Origin of the sequence: Delftia sp. DT-2 (assembly GCF_028401915.1) — a bacterium.
Lineage (GTDB): Bacteria > Pseudomonadota > Gammaproteobacteria > Burkholderiales > Burkholderiaceae_C > Comamonas > Comamonas tsuruhatensis.
This window is the reverse complement of record NZ_JAQOTI010000001.1, coordinates 213,717-235,381: the sequence shown is the minus strand read 5'-3', so window position 1 is coordinate 235,381 and position 21,665 is coordinate 213,717. Positions and strand designations below refer to the sequence as shown.

General features: G+C 68.1%; 17 protein-coding genes. 4 read left to right on the top strand and 13 right to left on the bottom strand.

What is annotated here, in order from left to right:
* The first annotated feature begins 2 nt into the window (after positions 1 to 2).
* A complete protein-coding gene (gene nadB / locus PO605_RS01055) occupies positions 3 to 1,505 on the top strand; it encodes an L-aspartate oxidase (protein ID WP_272205791.1) in 1,503 nt (500 codons plus the stop codon).
* Between the two features lie 221 nt (positions 1,506 to 1,726).
* Here the strand turns inward: nadB and dcd are convergent, their stop codons facing one another.
* From dcd to PO605_RS01040, 3 genes are all read right to left on the bottom strand, one after another.
* Complete coding sequence (dcd, locus tag PO605_RS01050; RefSeq protein ID WP_013803686.1) at positions 1,727 to 2,299, bottom strand: dCTP deaminase; 573 nt, start codon at positions 2,297 to 2,299, stop codon at positions 1,727 to 1,729.
* A gap of 68 nt (positions 2,300 to 2,367) precedes the next feature.
* Positions 2,368 to 3,660 (bottom strand): guanine deaminase, encoded by a 1,293-nt coding sequence (gene guaD / locus PO605_RS01045; protein WP_047470779.1) that lies wholly within the window; start codon positions 3,658 to 3,660, stop codon positions 2,368 to 2,370.
* Positions 3,661 to 3,771: 111 nt separating this feature from the next.
* Complete coding sequence (locus tag PO605_RS01040) at positions 3,772 to 4,878, bottom strand: BMP family ABC transporter substrate-binding protein (RefSeq protein WP_046241130.1); 1,107 nt, start codon at positions 4,876 to 4,878, stop codon at positions 3,772 to 3,774.
* A gap of 240 nt (positions 4,879 to 5,118) precedes the next feature.
* On the opposite strand from PO605_RS01040, the gene PO605_RS01035 reads away from it, so the two are divergent.
* The gene (locus PO605_RS01035) at positions 5,119 to 5,559 is read left to right on the top strand and encodes an HIT family protein (RefSeq protein WP_043790738.1); all 441 of its coding nucleotides are present in this window, start codon (positions 5,119 to 5,121) and stop codon (positions 5,557 to 5,559) included.
* Between the two features lie 6 nt (positions 5,560 to 5,565).
* On the opposite strand, the gene PO605_RS01030 is transcribed toward PO605_RS01035, so the two are convergent.
* The 8 genes from PO605_RS01030 to PO605_RS00995 form a co-directional block, all read right to left on the bottom strand.
* The gene (locus PO605_RS01030; RefSeq protein ID WP_043790736.1) at positions 5,566 to 6,615 is read right to left on the bottom strand and encodes an adenosine deaminase; all 1,050 of its coding nucleotides are present in this window, start codon (positions 6,613 to 6,615) and stop codon (positions 5,566 to 5,568) included.
* On the bottom strand, positions 6,615 to 7,622 hold the full coding sequence (locus PO605_RS01025; RefSeq protein WP_016449761.1) for an aromatic ring-hydroxylating dioxygenase subunit alpha: 1,008 nt from the start codon (positions 7,620 to 7,622) through the stop codon (positions 6,615 to 6,617). Before PO605_RS01025 ends, PO605_RS01030 begins: the two co-directional genes overlap by 1 nt.
* Before the next feature lie 194 nt (positions 7,623 to 7,816).
* Positions 7,817 to 8,974, bottom strand: coding sequence for a BMP family ABC transporter substrate-binding protein (locus tag PO605_RS01020; RefSeq protein ID WP_016449762.1), 1,158 nt, complete (start codon positions 8,972 to 8,974; stop codon positions 7,817 to 7,819).
* A 250-nt stretch (positions 8,975 to 9,224) separates the two neighbouring features.
* Positions 9,225 to 10,397, bottom strand: coding sequence for a BMP family ABC transporter substrate-binding protein (locus tag PO605_RS01015; protein WP_016449763.1), 1,173 nt, complete (start codon positions 10,395 to 10,397; stop codon positions 9,225 to 9,227).
* 47 nt (positions 10,398 to 10,444) lie between these two features.
* Complete coding sequence (locus PO605_RS01010; RefSeq protein WP_016449764.1) at positions 10,445 to 11,365, bottom strand: ABC transporter permease; 921 nt, start codon at positions 11,363 to 11,365, stop codon at positions 10,445 to 10,447.
* Complete coding sequence (locus PO605_RS01005) at positions 11,365 to 12,471, bottom strand: ABC transporter permease (protein ID WP_016449765.1); 1,107 nt, start codon at positions 12,469 to 12,471, stop codon at positions 11,365 to 11,367. The genes PO605_RS01010 and PO605_RS01005 overlap by 1 nt, the downstream gene beginning before the upstream one ends.
* A complete protein-coding gene (locus PO605_RS01000) occupies positions 12,458 to 14,047 on the bottom strand; it encodes an ABC transporter ATP-binding protein (RefSeq protein WP_017404025.1) in 1,590 nt (529 codons plus the stop codon). Before PO605_RS01000 ends, PO605_RS01005 begins: the two co-directional genes overlap by 14 nt.
* A 120-nt stretch (positions 14,048 to 14,167) precedes the next feature.
* Positions 14,168 to 15,100: a LysR family transcriptional regulator gene (locus PO605_RS00995; RefSeq protein WP_272205790.1), complete on the bottom strand. Its 933-nt coding sequence runs from the start codon at positions 15,098 to 15,100 to the stop codon at positions 14,168 to 14,170.
* Positions 15,101 to 15,376: 276 nt separating this feature from the next.
* Between PO605_RS00995 and PO605_RS00990 the strand changes: the two genes are divergently transcribed.
* Complete coding sequence (locus tag PO605_RS00990) at positions 15,377 to 17,701, top strand: DUF6351 family protein (RefSeq protein ID WP_272205789.1); 2,325 nt, start codon at positions 15,377 to 15,379, stop codon at positions 17,699 to 17,701.
* Between the two features lie 114 nt (positions 17,702 to 17,815).
* Positions 17,816 to 18,508, top strand: a complete 693-nt coding sequence (locus tag PO605_RS00985; RefSeq protein ID WP_017404028.1) for a Crp/Fnr family transcriptional regulator — start codon at positions 17,816 to 17,818, stop codon at positions 18,506 to 18,508.
* A gap of 16 nt (positions 18,509 to 18,524) precedes the next feature.
* Here the strand turns inward: PO605_RS00985 and PO605_RS00980 are convergent, their stop codons facing one another.
* Positions 18,525 to 20,786, bottom strand: a complete 2,262-nt coding sequence (locus PO605_RS00980) for a sensor domain-containing diguanylate cyclase (RefSeq protein WP_047472229.1) — start codon at positions 20,784 to 20,786, stop codon at positions 18,525 to 18,527.
* A 120-nt stretch (positions 20,787 to 20,906) separates the two neighbouring features.
* Entirely contained in the window at positions 20,907 to 21,542 is a 636-nt protein-coding gene (locus PO605_RS00975) for a Crp/Fnr family transcriptional regulator (protein WP_016449769.1), read from the bottom strand.
* Between the last annotated feature and the right edge of the window lie 123 nt (positions 21,543 to 21,665).

The window sequence follows — 21,665 nt, the reverse complement described above, 5'->3', positions numbered from 1 at the left end:
CCATGACCCAGCCCTCCATGGACGTACTCATCATCGGCGCCGGCCTGGCCGGCATGGCCGCCGCCCTGTCGCTGCCGCCGCATCTGCGCGTGGCCCTGCTCAGCAAGGGCGCGGCCGAGGAATGCGCCAGCGCCTGGGCCCAGGGCGGCATTGCCGCCGTGCTGGATGCACAGGACAGCATCGACGAACACCTGGCGGACACCCTGGTCGCGGGCGCAGGCCAGTGCGATGCGCAGGCCGTGCGCGCCATCCTTGAGCAGGCGCCCGACGCCATCGATTGGCTGGTGGCCCACGGCGTGCCTTTCACGCGTGACGACAGCGGTGGCCTGCACCTCACGCGCGAGGGCGGCCACGGCCGCCGCCGCATCGTGCATGCCGCCGACTGCACCGGACAGGCCGTGCACGCCGCCCTGCTGCGCGCCTGCCGGGAGCGCGCGAACATCGATCTGCATGAACACACCAGCGCGCTGGACCTGCTGACCGAAGGACAGCCTGCGCACTGCACAGGCGCGCTGGTGCGCCTGCCCGATGGCCGCCAGCAGCGCTGGCATGCCGCGCATACCGTGCTGGCCACGGGCGGGCTGGGGCAGGTCTATCCCGCCACCACCAACCCGGCCACCGCCACGGGCGATGGCGTGGCCATGGCCTGGCGCGCGGGCTGCCGCGTGGGTGATCTGGAGTTCATGCAGTTCCATCCCACGGCCCTGCAGGTGGGCGGCCGCGCGGCCGGCCTGGTCTCCGAGGCATTGCGTGGCGAAGGCGCCCTGCTGCGCCTGCCGGACGGCACGCGCTTCATGCCTGCCCATGACGAGCGGGCCGAACTGGCGCCGCGCGACATCGTGGCCCGGGCCATCCGGCACGAGATGGACCGCCATGGCCTGGCCTTCGTGCACCTGGACATCAGCCACAGGCCCCGCGCCTGGCTGCAGTCGCATTTCCCGGGCGTGATGGCCCTGTGCGCCAGCCATGGCATCGACATTGCGACGCAGCCGATTCCCGTGGCCCCCTGCGCCCACTACGCCTGCGGCGGCGTGCTGGCCGATATCGACGGGCGCACGGATGTCGATGGCCTGCGCGCCATCGGCGAGGTGGCGCGCACCGGACTGCACGGCGCCAACCGGCTGGCCAGCAATTCGCTGCTCGAATGCGTGGTGATGGGCCGCGCGGCCGCCCGGGCCATCGCGCAGCAGCCAGCAGCCGCCCCGGCGCTGGCCCGGCCCACCGAAACCCTGCAGGCCGGCGCACAGGAGCAGGACACGGCCGCCATCGCGCAGGAGTTGCGCCAGCTCATGCAGGACTGCGTGGGCATACAGCGCAGCGACCAGGGCCTGGCGCAGGCCGTGCAGCGCATTGCGGCATGGCGGGAAAGGCTGGCACCTGCCGCAGGCCATGCGCTGCGCAACCAGCTCGATGTCTGCTGGCTCATGGCCACGGCCGCCGCCGCACGGCGCGAGAGCTGCGGCGCGCATTCGCGCATCGACGCCGCCCTGGCGCTGGTGGAATGAAGAATGACCCCCACGCTCCCCTTGCTGCGCAAGGTCCGCTGCCCCCCGAGGGGGCTGCTTTTCATCTTGGGGCGGCCCGGCGATGAAGAATGACCCCCACGCTACCCTTGCTGCGCAAGGGCCGCTGCCCCCCAAGGGGGCCGCTTTTCATCTTGGGGCGGCCCGGCGATGAAAAAGGCCCGCAGCTTTCGCTGCGGGCCTTGTCTGCCGGGCCAAAGTCGTCAGGCCTTGGGAAGCGTCACGCCCACCTGCCCCTGGTACTTGCCGCCACGGTCGCGGTAGCTGACCTCGCAGACATCGTCGGGATCGCTCTCGAAGAACAGCACCTGGGCGCAGCCCTCGCCGGCATAGATGCGGGCGGGCAGCGGCGTGGTGTTGGAGAACTCCAGCGTCACATAGCCTTCCCATTCGGGCTCGAACGGCGTGACGTTGACGATGATGCCGCAGCGCGCGTAGGTGCTCTTGCCCAGGCAGATGGTCAGCACATTGCGCGGGATGCGGAAGTACTCGACCGTGCGCGCCAGCGCGAAGCTGTTGGGCGGGATGATGCAGCTGTCACCCTCGAAATCGACGAAGCTCTTTTCATCGAAGTTCTTGGGGTCCACCACGGTGCTGTGGATGTTGGTGAACACCTTGAATTCGGGTGCGCAGCGGATGTCGTAGCCATAGCTGCTGGTGCCGTAGCTGATGATCTTGCGGCCATCGACGTTGCGAACCTGGGCCGGCTCGAAAGGCTCGATCATGCCGTGATCCTCGGCCATGCGACGGATCCACTTGTCGCTCTTGATGCTCATGGCAATTCCTCGTTCCCTAGCTGTCCTTGTCAGGCGCCAGCACCCGGCCGGGCACTGGTGCAAAGGCGCTATTTTGCTTGAGAAACGACGGTGCGCTCTATCAGGCGGTCATCGCCCAGGATGATCATGGCGAACAGCAGCTCGTCCAGGCTCTCGGCCTGGCGGGTCTTGCGCTCGAGCAGCGGCGTGCAGGCCGGGTTGATGACCACGAAGTCGGCCTCGCAGCCCGGCTGCAGATTACCCACCTGGCCGGCCAGCCCCAATGCGCGCGCCGCGCCCGCCGTGTGCTGCCACCACAGATTGCCGGGCGACAGGCTCAGGCCCTGCTTGGTCTGGCCCTCGCGGCCCGCCACGTAGGCGGCCTGCATGGTGCGGAAAGGGCTGAAGCTCATGCCGCCGCCCACGTCGCTGGCCAGGCCGTAGAGGAACTGCGCGGCGTCGGCCCGCGCAAAGTCGAAGAAGCCGCTGCCCAGGAACAGGTTGCTGGTGGGGCTCACGGCGGCGGCGGTGCTGCGTTCACGCATCAGGGCGCGGTCTTCATCGTCCAGGTGGATGCAGTGCGCGTAGACGGCGCGCTCGCGCATCAGGCCGAAGTCGTCGTAGACCGACAGGTAGCTGCGGGCCTTCGGAAAGAGCTCGGCCACCCAGCGCACTTCGTCCAGGTTCTCGGCCACGTGCGACTGGATCCAGACATCGGCGTAGCGTGCGGCCAGCTCGCCCGCGCCGCGCAGCTGCTCGTGCGTGCTGGTGGGGGCAAAGCGCGGCGTGATCGCGTAGCCCAGGCGGTCCACGCCATGCCAGCGCTGGATCAGGGTTTCGGTGTCGATCAGGCTTTGCTCGGTCTGGTCGCGCACGCCGTCGGGGCTGTGGCGGTCCTGCAGGACCTTGCCCGTGATCATGCGCATGCCGCGCGCCTGCGACGCGCCCATGAGCGCATCGACCGACCCCGGGTGCGAGGTGGCAAAGGCCAGCGCCGTGGTCACGCCGTTGCGCTGCAGCTCGTCCAGGAAGAACTCGGCCACGCTGTCGGCATGGGCGCGTTCGCAAAAGGCCGACTCGTGCGGAAAGGTGTATTTCTCCAGCCAGGGCAGCAGGCCGGCGGCGGGCGCGCCGATCACATCGGTCTGCGGATAGTGGATGTGCAGGTCGATGAAGCCCGGTGCCAGGATGCGGCCCGGCAGATGGGTGACTTCGGCGCCCGGCTGGCCGGTGAGCTGCGCCTGCAGCGCCTGCCAGCTGCCGGCGGCGACGACGCGCTGCTGCCCCCTGTCATCCGGGGCGACGGCCAGCAGGCCGTCTTCGTCGTAGAGCGCCTGGCCATCGTCGGCAAAACGCAGCAATGAGGAACGGTAGATTTGCATGCCGCCAAGCTTAGCGGGCGGACAGGCAGATGCCATATCCGCAGCGCTATAGGCGCCATCGGCAGGCGCCACCCTAGGGTTTACGCCAGGGCGGCAGCCAGGGGTCCCACCTCACTTGGGCAGGGTGGCCTGCACGCCTTCCACCAGCCAGTTCATCTGCAGGATCTGCGCATCGTCCAGCTGCTTGCCGGCTGGAATGCGCACCTGGCCCTGGTTGTCGCGCACCGGCTGGTCGCCGGCCTTGAAGGGCTGCAGGCGGCCCTGGGCCATGTCCTTTTGGCGCTGCAGCACTTCCTCGCGCACGGCGGGCGGCAGCCTGGGGCCGAAGCCTTCCACGCGGATCATGCCCTCGCGCACGCCGCCCCAGGTGTCCTGGCTCTTCCAGCTGCCGTCCAGCACCGCTTTGGCGCGCGCCGTGTAGTAGTCGCCCCACTGGTGGGTGACGGCCAGCAACTGGGCGTCGGGCCCGTCCTTGCGCATGTCGGAGTGGTAGGCAATCGCCATGCGGCCGCGCTCCTGGGCGGCCTGCATCACGGCGGTGGATGCGACCTGGAAGGACACCACGTCCACGCCGCCGTTGAACAGTGCCATGGCCGCATCGCGCTCGCGCGGCGGGTCGAACCAGGTATCCAGCCAGACCACCTTGACCGTGGCCTTGGGATTGACCGAGCGCATGCCCAGCGTGAAGGCGTTGATGCCTTGCAGCACCTCGGGAATCGGAAAGCCGACCACGAAGCCGGCCACGCCCGTCTTGCTGGCACGGCCTGCGGCAATGCCCGACAGATAGCGGCCCTCGTAGTAGCGCGCATTCGAGGTGGCCACGTTGTCGGCGCGCTTGAAGCCCGTGACCGACTCGAACTTCACCTGCGGGAAGTCGCGCGCCACGCGCATCACGGACTCGGTGTAGCCGAAGCTGGTGGTGAAGATCAGCTGGTTGCCGCTGGCGGCCAGGTCGCGCAGCACGCGCTCGGCGTCGGGGCCCTCGGGCACGCTGTCCACGGCGCGGGTCTGCACGCGCGGGCCCAGGGCCGCCTGCAATGCGCGCCGGCCCTCGTCGTGCTGGCGCGTCCAGCCGGCGTCGAGCACGGGCGTCAGATAGACGAAGGCCGCCTTGAGGGGCGTGGAACCTGCGGGGGATGAAGGGGCGGGATGGCCTTGGGACAAGGCCGTGGATACAAGACTTGCGGCCGCGACTGCGGCTGCGAGGTTTTTGTACATGGTGTTCCTCTACATGGCCCGGAAATGAAAACGCACCTGCCGTGGGCAGCGGCCGGTGCGGGGCGCGATTATAGGCAGCGGCCCCGGGGGCTGCCTGGGCCTGCGCTTATGGCCTCCATAAGGGGCGGCAGATACCGTCCACTAGCGCGCAGAACCCGCGCGGGTACTTAAAAGTGCTTAACACGCTCTAAGATCGTCGGCAAATTCCACCCCCAAGCAACCACCAAGGAGTACAAGACCATGCCGATGTTCGTCGATACCTCGCCCCCGGGCCAGTGCATCTTCTGCCGCCTCGTGGCGGGCGAGATCCCGTCCGCCAAGGTGTTCGAGGACGAGCAGACCATCGCCTTCATGGACATCGGCCAGGTCAATCCCGGCCATGTGCTGGTGGCCAGCAAGCGCCATGCCGTGACCCTGCTGGACCTCACGCCCGACGAGGCCGGCGCCGTGATGCGCACGGCCCAGCGCGTGGCGCGGGCCGTGCAGTCAGCGTTCGACCCCGATGGCATCAGCCTGTTCCAGGCCAACGGCGCAGCGGGCGGGCAGACCGTCTTCCACTTCCACCTGCATGTGCTGCCGCGCCACGAGGGCGACGGCGTGGGCCTGGGCTGGCCGCGCAAGGAGCCCGGCATGCAGGCGCTGCAGGACCATGCCGAGCGCCTCAGGAAGGCGCTGGCCTGAGCGGACTCAGGCCAGGGCTGCGTACTTGGCGAACACGGCCTCCAGCTGGCGCATCCAGTGGGCGCGCTGCTGGGGCGTGACGAAGCTGGCGTCAAAGCTGTTGACCGCCAGCTGCCAGGCCTGCTGCGAGTTCATGCCCGTGGCGGCGAACAGCTGCAGGTAGTTCTCGTTCACGTAGCCGCCGAAGTAGGCCGGATCATCGGAATTGACCGTGACCTTGAGACCCGCCTCAAGCAGCTGCGGCAGGTTGTGCTGCGCCAGGTCGGGCACCACGCACAGCTTGAGGTTGGACAGCGGGCACACGGTCAGCGGCACGCCGTCGCGCACAAGGCGCTGCATCAGGGCCTCGTCGCGCGCGGCCTGCACGCCGTGGTCTATGCGCTCGGAATGCAGCACGTCCAGCGCGCCCCAGATATAGGCGGGAGGTCCCTCCTCGCCCGCATGCGCGACCAGGTGCAGGCCCAGCTCGCGGCAGCGCGCGAACACGCGGGCGAACTTCTCGGGCGGGTTGCCGACCTCGCTGCTGTCCAGGCCCACGCCGATGAAGCGGTCGCGCAGCGGCAGCGCAGCCTCCAGCGTGGCGAAGGCGTCCTCCTCGCTGAGGTGGCGCAGAAAGCTCAGGATCAGCGCCGACGAGATGCCCTGCTCTATCTCCGCATCGCGGCAGGCGCGGTACAGGCCGTTGATCACGGTCTCCATGCCCACGCCGCGCTGGGTGTGGGTCTGGGGGTCGAAGAAGATCTCGGCATGGACCACGTTGTCCTGCGCGGCACGCGCCAGGTAGGCGCGGCCCATGTCGTAGAAATCCTGCTCGTACAGCAGCACGCTGGCGCCGGCGTAGTAGATGTCCAGAAAGCTTTGCAGGTCGGTGAAGGCATAGGCGCGGCGCAGGTCTTCCACGCTGGCATAGGGCAGCTTCACGCCGTTGCGCTGGGCCAGCGCGAAGATCAGTTCGGGCTCCAGCGAGCCTTCGATGTGCATGTGCAGCTCGGCCTTGGGCATGGCCTGGAGCAATTGGGGCAGATGCGCGGCATCCACGGCGGGTACGGTGTGCATCAGCAGACTCCGAAGGTGATGCCGCTGGCCCGGAGGTAGCGGCGGTAGGCGGACGACATGCGGTCGGCCGCAGAGTGCATTTCGGCGCGCGGGTCCAGCGGCAGGCACTTGGGCTGCTGCGACTCCAGCACGGGCTGGTCCTGGCAGAAGATGGTGTGCTGGAATTCCTGCAGCTGGGCATCGGGCGAATCGAAGTCTGCCACGGCCAGCCGGAACCAGACGCGGCTGGTCTCGGGCGTGACGGGGCAGATGAACAGGGCGATGGACTCGCGCCATCCGGCCCGGGTGGTGCCGGATTCGGGCAGCTTGGTCAGCACGGCGGCATAGGGCGCCGTGACTTCGTAGGTGTACTCGACCTCGGCCGCGCTGGTGGAGTGCAGGTTGGACTGCGGCTGCACGGCCTTGCAGCCCGTGGCCAGCACGCCCGTGGCCGTGGTCTCCACGGCATAGGCTTCGATGGCCGTGGCGTCGCGGCTGCCCAGCCAGCCTTCGTGGACAAAGCCGAAGTGCGACATGTCCAGGAAGTTCTCGATGATGCGCGGCGCGCTGGCGGCCACATCGTAGGGGCCGCAGTTGAGCTTGCGCAGGTGCGCGTCCGCCTCGGCTTCAAAGGCTGGCAGTGCCGCCAGGGCCGCCAGGGCCGGAACAGCCGAGAGCTCCTCGCCCGTGGCCAGCCGCACCCAGACCAGGCCGTAGGCTTCCTGTGCCTCGAAGGCCTTCACGCACTGCGAGGGCGGGGGCGTGAAGCTGGGCAGGGCCGGCACCTTGACGCACTGGCCGCTGTCGGCGAACTGCCAGCCGTGGTAGGGGCATTCAAGGTGGCCGTTCTCGACACGGCCCATGGACAGGCGTGCGCCACGGTGCGGGCAGCGGTCCACGAAGACGCGGACCTGGCCTTGCGGATCGCGCCACAGCACCAGGGGCTGGTCCAGCAGTTGCACGCCCAGCGGCGCATCGACAACTTCGTGGGCCTGGGCCACGGGATGCCAGAGGGAGTTTTCGATCATGGGGGAATCTCTTGCTGTCTGTCTGTGCCGCGGCGGCGGGCAGGCCGCGGCTGGGAGCGAGCATAAACCCGCTCGATGCGCAGCACAGGTACGGTACAGGTACACCTGTGCTGCGCATGAACGCCAAGGCCGCCCGAAGGCGGCCCTGGCGGCAACAGGCAACCCGGCCTGCGCCGGGTGGCATGGCGTCTGTCTTACTTGCTGTCCTGGCCCGGCACCTTGCCTTCCACGCCCTTGACGTAGAAGTTGATGCCCGTGAGGAACTTGTCTTCGGCCACGGCGTCGGCGGCCAGCAGTTCCTTGCCGTCCTGGCCTGTGATCGGGCCCTTCCAGATGTGGAAGGTGCCGTCCTTCAGACCCTTCTTGACCTCTTCGATCCGGGCCTTGGCCTCGGCGGGCACGTCATCGGCCAGCGAGACGATGTCGATCGCGCCTTCCTTCACGCCCCACCAGGTCTGCTGGCTGCTCCACTTGCCGTCCAGCATCTCGCGCACGGTCTTGGTGTAGTAGGGAGTCCAGTTGATGATGGCCGAGCCCAGGTGGGCCTTGGGGCCGTAGGCCGTCATGTCGGAGTCCCAGCCGAAGGCGCGCTTGCCCTTTTCCTCGGCCGTCTTGAGCACGGCGGCGGAGTCGGTGTTCTGGAACAGGATGTCGGCGCCGCCGTTGATCAGCGAAGTCGCAGCCTCGGTTTCCTTCGGGGGGGCGAACCACTCGTTGACCCAGACCACCTTGGTCTTGATCTTGGGGTTCATGGACTGCGCGCCCAGCGTGAAGCTGTTGATGTTGCGCAGCACTTCGGGAATCGGCACGGAGCCGACCACGCCCAGCACGTTGGACTTGGTCATGGAGCCCGCGATGATGCCGGCCAGATAAGCGCCTTCGTAGGTGCGGCTGTCGTAGGTGCTGACGTTGGCGGCGGTCTTGTAGCCGGTGGCGTGCTCGAACTTCACATCGGGGAAGTCGGGAGCGATCTTCTGGATGGGCTCCATGTAGCCGAAGGTGGTGCCGAAGACCAGCTTGTTGCCGTTGGCGGCCATGTCGCGCAGCACGCGCTCGGCGTCGGCGCCCTCGGGCACGCTCTCGACGTAGGAGGTCTTGATCTTGTCGCCGAATTCCTTCTCCAGCGCCAGGCGGCCCTGGTCGTGGGCAAAGGTGTAGCCGCCGTCACCGACGGGGCCCACGTAGGCGAAGGCGATCTTCAAAGGCTCGGTTGCAGCGGCAGCAGGGGCCTCGGCAACGGGAGCGGGCGCAGGCGCGGCCTCCTCCTTCTTGCCACAGCCGGCCAGCGCGGCGGCGGCCACGGCCGACAGCGCTGCCACCTTGATCAGGGAGCGTTTGTGAAGATCAGTCATCGAAGTTTCCTCAAGTGGTCCTGCGGCAGGCAGGAAGAAGGCGGTGTCCGCAGGGGCGCAGACCCGCCGCGATGGGTCCCGAGAATAAAGCAAGAATGGCGCCAGCCGGCTGCGCCAGAGCCACCAGGCATGCGGGAAAACCACATTTTGGGGGCTTTGCACAATCGTGGTGCATAGGGCGGACCCGTCTGGCGGATCGCGGCAGAAAAAAGGGCCCCGAAGGGCCCTTGTTGCATGGACTGCCGCCGGATCACTTGGCGCCCGGCACCTTGCCTTCGACGCCGTTGACGAAGAAGTTGATGCTGGTCATGAAGCCCAGGTCGCCGACCTGGCCTGCCGTCAGCACTTCCTTGCCCGCGTTGTCCTTGATGGGGCCGGTCCAGACGGCGAAGCTGCCGTCCTTCAAGCCGTCGCGTGCCTTGGCGACCTTGTCCTTGATGTCCTGGGGCACGTCGTCGGCGATCTTCACGAGGTCGATGGCGCCTTCCTTCACGCCCCACCAGAACGAGCCGCCCTGCCACTTGCCGTCCAGCGTGTCCTGGGTGACCTTGCTGTAGTAAGGCGTCCAGTCGATCACGGCCGAGCCCAGGTGGGCCTTGGGCGCGAAGGCGCTCATGTCGCCGTCCTTGCCGAAGGCGCGCGCACCGCGTTCCTCGGCCGTCTTGAGCACGGCCGGGGAGTTGGTGTTCTGGTAGAGCACGTCCACGCCGCCGTTGATCAGCGAGGTGGCGGCCTCGGACTCCTTGGGCGGGGCGAACCATTCGTTCACCCAGACCACCTTGGCCTTGATCGAGGGATCGACGCTTTGCGCACCCAGCACGAAGCTGTTGATGTTGCGCACCACTTCAGGGATAGGCACCGAGGCCACGACGCCGATGGTCTTGGTCTTGGTCATGCCGCCGGCCACGATGCCGGCCAGGTAGGCGCCCTCGAAGGTCTTGGTGTCGTAGGTGGCCACGTTGTCGGCATTCTTGTAGCCGGTGGCGTGCTCGAACTTCACGTCCTTGAGGTCGGCCGCCACCTTCTGCACGAACTCCTGGTAGCCGAAGCTGGTCGCGAAGATCAGCTTGTTGCCCTGGCCGGCCATGTCGCGCATCACGCGCTCGGCATCGGCGCTCTCGGGCACGCTTTCGACAAAGGAGGTTTCCACCTTGTCGCCGAACTTCTCCTGGATGGCCTTGCGGCCCAGCTCGTGCTGGAAGGTCCAGCCGCCGTCGCCGATGGGGCTGACGTACATGAAGCCGATCTTGAGCTTCTCGGCCGGCGCCTGGGCGGCAGGCGCGGCAGCGGGAGCAGGCGCTGCGGCCTCTTCCTTCTTGCCGCAGGCGGTCAGGGCCGCCACCGAGATGGCCGACAGGCCGATCATCTTCACAAGCGTGCTTTTGAGGCCAGGTTTCAGGGTGCGTTCGCGCAAAGCGGGCATGCGTTTGTCCTTTTGTGGTTCTGGAGGGAGAGAGAAAAATGAAAGCGTCAGGAGCCCGGGTAGAAGGGCTTGCCCAGCGAGGCCGGCATGTTGGCGCGGATCCAGGTCGGATTGCGCGAGATCAGCACCAGCACGACGATGGTCGCCAGGTACGGCAGCATGGACAGCAGTTGGCTGGCCACCTGCACGCCCGTGGCCTGCAGGTGGAACTGCAGCATGGTCACGCCGCCGAACAGGTAGGCGCCCAGCAGCACGCGCGCAGGGCGCCAGGTGGCGAAGGTGGTCAGCGCCAGCGCGATCCAGCCCCGGCCCGACACCATGCCTTCCACCCACAGCGGCGTGTAGACGGTGGAGATGTAGGCGCCGGCCAGCCCGCACATGGCGCCGCCGAAGACCACGGCCGCCAGGCGGATGCGGCGCACCGGATAGCCCAGCGCGTGGGCCGACTGGGGCGACTCGCCCACGGCGCGCAGCACCAGGCCGGCCCGGGTGCGGTAGAGGAACCAGACCAGGGCCGCCGCAATGGCCACCGCGCCATAGACCAGCGGATGCAGGCGAAACAGCGCCGTGCCCACCACGGGCAGGTCGGACAGCCAGGGCACGGCGAACTTGGGCAGCTCGGGCAGGCGTGCCTGCACATAGCCCAGGCCCAGGAAGGCCGAGAAGCCCGTGCCGAACAGCGACAGGGCCAGCCCCGTCGCGTACTGGTTGGTGTTCAGCCAGATCACCAGCACGCCGAAGATGGCGGCCAGCAGCGCGCCCGCACCCATGCCGGCCAGAAAGCCCACGGTGGTGCTGCCCGTGTGGACCACGGCGGCAAAGCCCGCGATGGCGGCGCACAGCATCATGCCCTCGGCACCCAGGTTGACGATGCCGGCCTTTTCATTGATCAGCAGGCCCAGCGCGGCCAGCGCCAGCACGGTGCCGGCGCTGAGCGTGGAGCCCAGCAGCAGTGCATAGGATTCCATCAGCGGGCCTCCTTGACGGCAGGCGCCGCTGCGGGCGGGACCACGGGCGTGCGGGACACCCAGCGCACGCGGTAGGCCACCAGCGTGTCGCAGGCCAGCAGCGTGAACAGCAGCAGGCCCTGGAACACGCCGGTCAGCGCCTTGGGCAGGCCCAGGCGCGACTGGGCGAGTTCGCCCCCGATATAGAACATGCTCATGAGAATCGCGGAAAAGATCATGCCCACGGGATGCAGGCGACCGACGAAGGCCACGATGATGGCGGCGAAGCCGTAGCCGGCCGGGACATAGGGCGTGAGCTGGCCCAGCGGGCCGGCCACTTCCAGCGCACCGGCCAGGCCGGCGGCGGCGCCCGAGATCAGCAGCGCCGTCCACAGCGCGCGGCGCGAGGAAAAGCCCGCGTAGCGTGCGGCGGCCGGAGCCAGCCCACCGACCTGCAGTGCAAAGCCGGCGCGGGTGCGGAACAGGAAGATCCACAGCATGGCTGCCGCGGCCAGCGCCAGCAGCAGGCCGATATTGGTGCGCATGCCCTGCATCAGCTTGGGGATCTGCGTGACGCGCTCGAAGGTCTTGGTCTGCGGGAAGTTGTAGCCCATGGGGTCCTTCCACGGCCCGTAGACCAGAAAGCCCAGCACCAGGGTGGCCACGTAGACCAGCATCAGGCTGACCAGGATTTCATTGGCATTGAAGCGGTCGCGCAGCAGGGCCACGATGCCTGCCCAGACCATGCCGCCCAGCATGCCGGCCACCAGGATGGCAGGCACGATCCAGGGCCCCGTGGTCTTGTCCGCCAGCAGCGCCACGCCGCCTGCGGCCACGGCGCCGATCACGAACTGGCCTTCGGCACCGATGTTCCACACATTGGAGCGAAAGCACACGGCCAGCCCCAGCGCGATCAGCAGCAGCGGCGTGGCCTTGACGGCCAGCTCGCCCAGCGCATAGGTGGACTTGACGGGGTCCCAGAAGAAGGCCTGCAGGCCGCGCACCGGGTCCTTGCCCAGCATCACGAACAGGCACACGCCGATCAGCACGGTGATGGCCAGCGCCAGCACGGGCGAACCGTAGGTCCACAGCTTCGAGGCCTGGGGGCGTTGCTCAAGCTTGAACATGGGCGCCTCCCTTGGTGGCACTCGGGGCGGCGTTCGGGGCGGCAGCACCGTCCCACAGGCCGCTCATCCACTCGCCGATCTGCTGCACGGTGGCATCGGCCCGCGCCACGGAGGGCGACAGCCGGCCCTTGGCCACCACATGCAGGCGGTCACATATCTCGAACAATTCGTCCAACTCCTCGCTGAGCACCAGCACGGCGCAGCCCTCGTCGCGCAATTGCAGGATGGCGCCGCGGATCTGCGCGGCCGCCCCCACGTCCACCCCCCAGGTGGGCTGGGAGATGATGAGCAGCGCGGGCCTGGCATCGATCTCGCGGCCCACGATGAATTTCTGCAGGTTGCCGCCCGACAGCGACTGCGCCGCCGCGTTGGGGCCACCGGCCTTGACGTTGAAGCGCGCAATGATGGCGCGCGCCTGCTCCTGCAGCTGGCCCATGCGGATCCAGCCGCCTTTGCCCAGCGCGGTCTTGCGCGTCAGCAGCAGGTTGTGCGCCAGGCCCATGCTGGGCACGGCGCCGCGGCCAAGACGCTCCTCCGGCACGAAGTGCAGGCCCAGCGCACGGCGCCGGCCGGGGCCCAGGCGCCCCGCCTCCCGGCCGGCAATCTGCACCATTTCGGGCGCCGCGCGCGTGTCCTCGCCGGACAGCGCATACAGCAATTCCTTCTGGCCATTGCCCGAGACACCGGCGATGCCCACGACTTCGCCCGCGCGCACATCGAGCTGTATGCCATGCAGGTCCACGCCGAAGGGCTCCGAGCGCGGCAGCGCCAGGCCCTGCACGCGCAGCACGCTGGCGCCGACCTGGGATTCGCGGTGCGTGAGCTCGGGCGGCTCCGAGCCGATCATCAGCCGCGACAGCGAGGCATTGCTCTCCACGGCCGGATTGCACACGCCAGTCACCTGCCCGCCGCGCAGCACGGTACAGGCCGTGCACAGCGAGCGGATCTCGTGCAGCTTGTGGCTGATGTAGAGGATGGAGCAGCCCTCGGACGCCAGGCGGCGCAGCACCACGAAGAGCTTTTCCACCGCCTGCGGCGTGAGCACCGAGGTGGGCTCGTCAAGAATGAGCACGCGCGGGTGCGTGAGCAGGGCGCGGATGATTTCCACGCGCTGCATCTCGCCCACGCTCAGCGTGTGCACGGGGCGGTGGGGATCGACCTCCAGCCCGTAGTCATGCGCCGTGGACTCGATGCGCTGCACCACCTCGGCCAGCGGCAGGCTCTTGTCCAGGCCCAGCCAGACGTTCTCGGCCACGGACAGCGTGTCGAACAGGCTGAAATGCTGGAACACCATGGCGATGCCCAGCTGGCGCGCCTCCTGCGGGTTGCGGATGTGGACCGGCTTGCCATCGACCTCGATGCGGCCCTCGTCGGGCTTGACGGCGCCGTAGATGATCTTCATCAGCGTGGACTTGCCGGCGCCGTTCTCGCCCAGGATGGCATGCACTTCGCCGGCGCCCACGGTCAGCGAGATGCCGTTGTTGGCCACCACCGCCGGATAGCGCTTGGTGATGCCTGTCAGCTGAAGCCGCGGCGGCGCTGCTGCTGGCAGGGGGACTGTATCGGGGGGATTCATGGCTGGGATTGTCTTTCAATTTCTGCAACAAACTGGAACACAAGTCCTTGAAACCGCCTCGGCGGCCCTCATATCGGCCATCACTTTGTTCACCCAAAAGGCGGTTCCTATCGCCGTCGCCTAGCGGGCACGGGACATCAGCGCCACCTGCCGCACGGCGTCGCGCAGCCAGCGCGTGGAAGCGCCCATGTGCGTGCGGGCATGCCACAGCTGGTAGTACACCAGCGGCGCAAACTCGACGGGGCAGGGCAGGATCACCAGGGGCAGGCGCTGGCTGAAGCGCTCGCAGAACAGCCGCCCCGTGGTCAGCACCAGCAGGCTGGTGGCCACGATGTCGGGAATCAGGCTGAAATGCGCGCAGCGCGCCGCCACCTGGCGCTGCAGGCCCATGCGGGAGAGCTGGTCGTCGATCACGCCGCGCGCGCCCGGGTAGGTGGGCGTGGGCGCGATGTGCTCGGCCTCCAGCCACTGGGCCACGTCCCAGCCGCGTCGCACGGCCGGATGCTGGGGGCTGACCAGGCAGACCACCTCGTCCTCGAACAGGCTGGCCATGTGCAGGCCCTGCGGCGGCTCGGGCCAGTTGCCGATCACCACGTCCACATCGCCCTGGGCAAGTTGCACCTCGTAGTGCGCGTCGCCGTTGAGGGCCAGGATGTCCACGGGGCAGCCGGGCGCCTCGGTCTTGACGTGGGCCACCAGGCGCGGCAGGAACAGCGGGTCCAGGTAGTCGCTGGCGGCGATGCGGAAGGTGCGCGTGGAGGTGCGGGGATCGAAATGGCGCGCATCGCTGAACAGGCCTTCGGCCGCGCGCAGGATGTCGGCCGCCGGCTGCACCATGCGCAGCCCGGCCTCGGTGGGCTGCATGTGCGCGCCCGAACGCACCAGCAGCGAATCGCCGGCCAGGTCGCGCAGGCGCTTGAGCGCGGCGGACACCGCCGGCTGGTGCATGCCCAGGCGCAATGCGGCACGCGAGACGCTGCGCTCGGTCAGCACCGTGTGCAGCACCCGTATCAGGTGCAGATCAATCTTGTCGAACAGGGCCTGGTCGCGCATGTAGCGAAGCAATCAGCGAAAAAAAGAGCGGTCGCGCCGGGGACGCGCCGCAGGTCATGGGGAGCCCGCAGCGTAACCCAGCCATGACCCCCGCCAGCTAGATACAAGCACCAAGAATGCCCTGGGCAGGGGCGGTTAAACACTTGTGCACGCAGCACATGCAATATGCGAGCCAGTCGCCGGCAAACCATTGTCCAAACCTATACAGACTTTCAGACTGTTAGCGTGATTCAATGAAATCGCTTCAAAAGGAAGTGGATTGCAGGAGACAAGACGATGAAACAGCCAACCCCTTTTTCGGGCATGGTGGCCGCAGCCACGCTCGCCAGTGTGCTGACCGCCTGCGGCGGCAGCGGTGATTCAGGCCTGGGTGTCATCGAGATACGCAGCCTGTCCAACCGGGCCGACATGATCAGCGACGGCAATGCCTATATTGAAATTGTGCTGCCCAAGGGCAGCCCGCCCGGTGCGCTGAAGGTGGCGCTCAATGGCACGGATGTCACCGCCCGGTTCGCCCAGCGCGCCAATGGCCGGATTCTGGGCCGGGTCGAGGGATTGAGGGTGGGCGCCAACACCCTCACCGCCACGGCGGCCGGCAGCGCGAAGGCACGGCTGGACATCACCAACCATGGCCGGGGCGATCCCATCTTCGCCGGGCCGCAGACAGCGCCGTGGATCTGCGCCACGCGCAATGGCGCGCAAGCCACCGTTTCCGTGCCGGGCACGGCACTTTCGGCGACCGTGACCACGCGCGTCAGCGGTCTCGATACCGATCCGGTGGATGTCCAGTGCAATACCAGGACCCAGTACACCTACTACTACATGCCCAAGGCCAGGCAAGGCAGCGCCTGCACGATGGGTCCGGCAGGCGCCACGCCCTGTCATGTGGCCTACGACCCATCGCAGCGCCCGGCCGACAGCGAGATCGCCGACTTCACCAACGACCGCGGAGATACGGTCAAGCACCTGCTGCGCCTGGAAACTGGCGTCATGGGCCGCGGCACCTACCAGATCCTGGCCTACCATGACCCCGCGCTTGCCTGGACGCCCTGGGAGCCGCAAAAGGGATGGAACGGCAAGGTGCTGTGGCGATTCGGCGCAGCCGCTTCCGGCAATCGCTTCCAGGAGCCGGCGGTCAACCTCCTCGACCAGTTCAGCGGCAGCCTGCCGTTCGACCCCAACGCGCTCGCGGCAGGCCACATGGTCGTGAAAGCCATGCTGACCAACCACCTGCACAACAACAACGAGTTGCTGGCCGCCGAGAACATGATGCGCATCAAGGAGCACCTGATCGAGAACTACGGCGAAGTGCGCTACACCATGGGCGACGGCGACTCGGGTGGCTCCATGATGCAGACAGTGATCGCCTCCGCCATGCCGGGTCTGCTGCAGGGCATACAGACGGGGCTGAGCTATCCCGATGCGGTGTCCACCTGGATGGAAACACGCGACTGCGGCCTGCTGTCCAACTACTACAGGACGGCCGCAGGACAGGCACTGAGCGACACCGCGAAGGCCGCCATCAATGGCCATCCGGCCAGCTACTGCGACAAATGGGTAGGGAGCTTCATCACCCCCCAGAACCCCCGGCTGCCCGACAACTGCGGCGTGGGCTTTCCCGCCTCCATCGTCTACGACCCGCGCACACGCGGCCAGGGCGTGCGCTGCTCGATCCACGACATGCTGGTCCCGGTGTTCGGGACGTTCAAGGACACCGACGGCCACACCAAGCCGCAGCTGCCGTATGACAACACGGGCCTGCAGTACGGACTCAAGGCACTGCAGTCGGGCGCCATCGACGCGGAGGCTTTCGTGCAGCTCAACGAAGGCATCGGCAGCTACACCAACGACATGGACTGGACCGGCGGCACTGCGTCCAGGCCGGCAGCCCGCGAGCGGGCCGTGGCCAGCCTGCTGCCCAGGCTCTACAGCAGTGGCCTCACCAGCAACGGCAGGAACCTGTCCCAGGTGGCCATCATCGACCTGCGGCCCGAGGGCGGCAGCGACATCCACATGACCTGGCGCAGCCTGCAGCAACGCGCACGGCTGGATGCCGCCAACGGCCACCATGACAACCACGTGATCCGCGCCAGCAAGGGCATGGTCCCGCTGCTGATCGCCCCTGCCATGCGACGCGAGGCCTTTGTCATGATGGACCGCTGGCTGACCGCCGTGGAGCGCGACACCACCGGCGCTGCGCTGGCACAGAAAGTGGTGCGCAACAGGCCTTCGGATATCAGGGATGGATGCATCGCCGCAACGGGAGCCGCCCCTTCGGATCTCGACAAAGTCCTGGCCCTGGACGACCCAGCCTGTCCCCTCAAGCCGACCCTGTCGCCACGCCAGGTAGCCGGAGGTCCGCTCGCGGAGGACATCTACCAGTGCCAGCTCAAGCCCCTTTCGTTCACCAGCCCGGAGTACGCCGGCATCACCTTCAGCCCGGCCCAGCAAAAGCGCCTTGCCGCAGTGTTTGCGGCGGGAGTGTGCGACTGGAGCCAGGCCGGAACGGGCCAGAGCCAGGAGGCGGCCTTCCTGACCGATTTCAGTGCCGGCCCGGCGGGCACCAAGGCCGGGCCTGCGCCGGTCTCGCGCAACGATTGAGCTGCACCCTGCGCGAAGTCCCGCAGGGGTCCGGGGGCCGGTGATCAGGGTTTGCAGCGTGCCAATCCAGGCAATGAAGCAGCAGACTTTCATTGAAGATTTGCATCAATCACCATGCAGCCGCCCACGATCAACGCCGTCCTCAAGTCCGCGCCCTTTGCGCCCCACCTGAGCAGGGCCCACCTGCTCAGGTTGCGGCGGGAGGTGCTGTTGCGGCACATACCGGCCGGCGCCCCGCTTTGCCACAAGACGCACCGGGCCGGCCACTGGGCCGGCATCGTCCAGGGAGCGGTCAAGATCCATGCGCTGTCGCCTACCGGGCGCAGCACCACGCTGGCCACCTTTACCCCGGGTTGCTGGTTCGGAGAGGGCACACTGCTCAAGCACGAATGCTGGCCGTTCGACGCGACGGCGATCGAGGATACGCTGGTGGCACTGATGCCGGCCAGCACCTTTCACTGGCTGCTGGAGCGCAGCCTCGGCTTCAACCGCTTCCTGCTGGACCAGCTCAATGCGCGCCTGGGCCAGTTCATCGGCCGCTGCGAGCATGCGCGGCTGCACCATTCCAGCCGCCATGTGGCGCACTGCATCTCGGAGCTGACCGATTCGAGGCTGTATCCGGACACCGGCAACCGGCACCTGGGCATGTCGCAGGAGGAGTTGGCCAGCCTGGCCGGCGTGTCGCGCCAGATCGTCAATCGCACCCTGGGAGAGCTGGAGGACATCGGAGCGGTCCGCGTCTCCTATGGGGCATTGACCCTGATCGATCCGGAGGGACTGCGGCGCTTCAGCGAATCCTTCGAATGAGGCGCGGCCCCGGCGCTCATGCGGCCTCCAACACCTCGACGCGGTTGCGGCCCTTGCGCTTGGCCGCATAGCAGGCCATGTCGGCCGAGCGCAGCGCGCTGCTGACCGTGTGCTGGCGGGCATCGAGCACCACCATGCCGACGCTGGCGCCCATCAGGTAGCGCTGGCCCTCGTGCGCGCCTTCCCAGTCCTGCACGGCCATGCACAGGCTCTGCGCCAGCAGCATGCCCTGCTCGGCCGGGACGCCGGCCAGCAGCACGGCGAACTCGTCGCCGCCCAGGCGCGCCACCCAGCCCAAGGGCCGCACCACGCTGTCGATCAGCCGGGCCATGTGGCACAGCACCTCGTCGCCGGCCGCATGGCCTCCCTGCTGGTTGACGTGGGCGAAGTGGTCCAGGTCCAGGAACAGGATCACGCCATGGTGCGGCATGGGAGAAATGGCGACTTCGACCGCGGCCGTGGCCACGGCAGCAACCTCGGCGTCGGCTTGCGAGGAGGAGACCTCTTCCTGCTGCGCCTCGGCGGGCAGGCGCTGGGCGGCGCTGCATTCCTGCAGCCATTCATGCAGGCGCATGGCAAAGGCCTCGCGGTTGGGCAGCAGGGTCAGCGGATCGTGCATGGCCTTCCAGCCCGGCTGCTCGCGCACCAGGCGCTGCATGGTCACGTCCTCGACCACCCAGACCAGGGTGGGATCGGCCGGCACCACGGCGCGTGGCTCCAGGCCGCGCTGCAGGCGCTGCAGGCTCTGGCCGTGCAGGCGCACCCAGATGGGGCGGCCGTCCTTGCGGACAAAGCACTGCTCGCTGTCGAACTGGCCGTACATGTCCAGGTCCTTGCGCACACGCTCCAGCAACTGGGCGTGCGCAGCGTCGGAGGCGCACAGCTGGCGTATCGCCTGCCCCTGCAGTTCGCGCGGCGGATATCCCAGCATGCGCGCGGCCTGCAGGCCCACCAGCTCCAGATGCGCCGCATGCGTGACCACCAGGCCCACGGGCGCGTAGTCCATCAGCGTTTGCAGCTGCAGTTGCAGCCGGCCGACCTCGTGGACCTGGTCCTGGCCCATCTGGCCCAGGCGGTGCAGGGCCTGCCACAGCGTGGAAGCCTCTCCCCAGGCATGGGTCCAGGGCATGCGCCAGCCGCCTTCCTCGGCATGGCCTGGCGCCGGCTCCGGCGCGGGATCGGGCTCTTCGGCCATCAGCCGCCCCTGGCTCGCCAGCCATTGGCGTGCACTGCGATGCAAGGCGGCCATGGGTTCGGTGACCAGGATCAGCAGCAGCACCAGCAGCGCGGTGACCCCCGCGACGGCTGCCAGCAGCCACCAGAGCACGCGCGGCGCCAGGCTGGGCGCAATGGCTTCCTCGGGCGTGATCCTGACCACCAGCCACTGCGGCAGCGGCATGCCGGCCGTCGTCACCAGGTAGCCGGCGCGGCGCTGGGTATCGGGGCCCACCTGCAGGCCGCCGGTGGAAGGGTCCTGCAACCAGTCCGCGCCCAGTCCGGGCTCGGCCTCGGCGCGCGCCGTCCAGCGCGACGGATCGGAGTGGGCCAGGATCTGCCCGTCGCGCTGCATGACCAGCAGCCGCCCGGCGGAGCGCGAAGGGTCGATGCCGGGCGGCAGCAGCGCCTGGCCGGACATGCGCACGCCCGCCGAAAGCACGCCGCTGACCGTGCCGTTGCCGGCGCGCAGCGGCACGGCGTACAGCAACTCCATCATTGCGGGATCGGCCCCCTTGCGGACCATGGTGGAGACCACGGGCTTGCCATCGGCCAGGCTGCGCCGCATCACGTCGCGCACGCCTTCGTCCAGATCGACCAGGGGCTCAGAGCGGCCGCCGCGCAGGCTCAATTGCAGTTGCCCACGCGCATCGGCCAGCTGCAATGTGTCGAACAGCCGCACGGATGCGTCTCCGCGCAGCATCTCGCCCATCAGGCGGCTGGGGTCGCCGCCCTGGTCGGCCATGCCCTGGGCCAGCACCCACAGCAGGCGCTGCTGCTGCTCCAGCCGCGAGGCCAGCATGCGCGCCACGGTATCGACCTCGTCGGCCTGCCGGGCCATGGCGCGCTCCAGCGTCTGCTGGCGCATGCTGTGCGATACCCACCAGGCACTGCCCAGGCCCACCACAAGCACGGCCGCCGCGGCCAGCGCCAGCACCGTGCAGCGCATGGCGCCCCAGCCTGTGGACGCGCGCGGCCACGAGGGCGAGTCCGGCACCTGCGGAGCATCCTGGGATGCCAGCAGCGCCTGGAAAAAGGGGGATCGACGGGCGTCCAGTGACATGACGCCCTCAATATATGCAGACCCGAAAGCCGTCCCACTGGGTGGAACCCGCGAACCAGTGGATACCCCGCCCCGCAAGTCCCGGCGCTTGCAGGCCGGCACCCGTCAGCGGCGTGGGAATCAGCCTACTGCGAGCACTTCGAGGGCCGCCGGCTTGGGCAGATCGATGACATTGCCCCGGCCCGCGATGAGCCCATGCTCACGCAACTGGCGCAGCACGCGCGAGAAGGTCTCGGGCGCAATGCCGAGCTGGGCGGCGATCAGCCGCTTGCGCAGGTGCAGCGTCACGCGCAGGCCCCCGGCCTCGTGCGGCATGGCATGGCGCAGCAGCCACTGGGCGCAGCGTGCCTCGGCATCCTTGGACAGGCGGCTCACGGCCAGCTCGGTCTGGGCGCAGTAGGCCTGGGCCATGTCCTGCAGCAGTTGCTGGGCGGGAGAAGGCAGTTGCGAGACGGCCTGCAGGAAGTCGGCCTGGGGCAACTGCTGCACGCGGACATCGCTGTCGGCCAGCATGTCCAGGCTGCTGCCGCGCCGCTGCAGCACAAAGGCCGCATCCAGCCAGGCCGGCCCCTCCACCACACCCAGCTGGTGGCGCATCTGCCCACCCTGGCCTATGCCCAGGAGCACGCGACCGCGTTCCAGATACATCACCGTATCCGGCGACTGCCGACGCAGCCTGAGCCAGGTACCCGCGGCCAACACCTGGGCGGAACCCGGCGCGAAGGCGAAAGCTTGCAAGGAAGACAGGGCGAACATGCACGCAACTTTGCCGGCTTTGCAGCCGCCGCGTTTTGAGCCACGTCAATCGGCCGCCAGCACGCACGCCGACAGGCGGCATACTTGTCACAAGTATGTCACCAATGAAACGTAATGTATCCA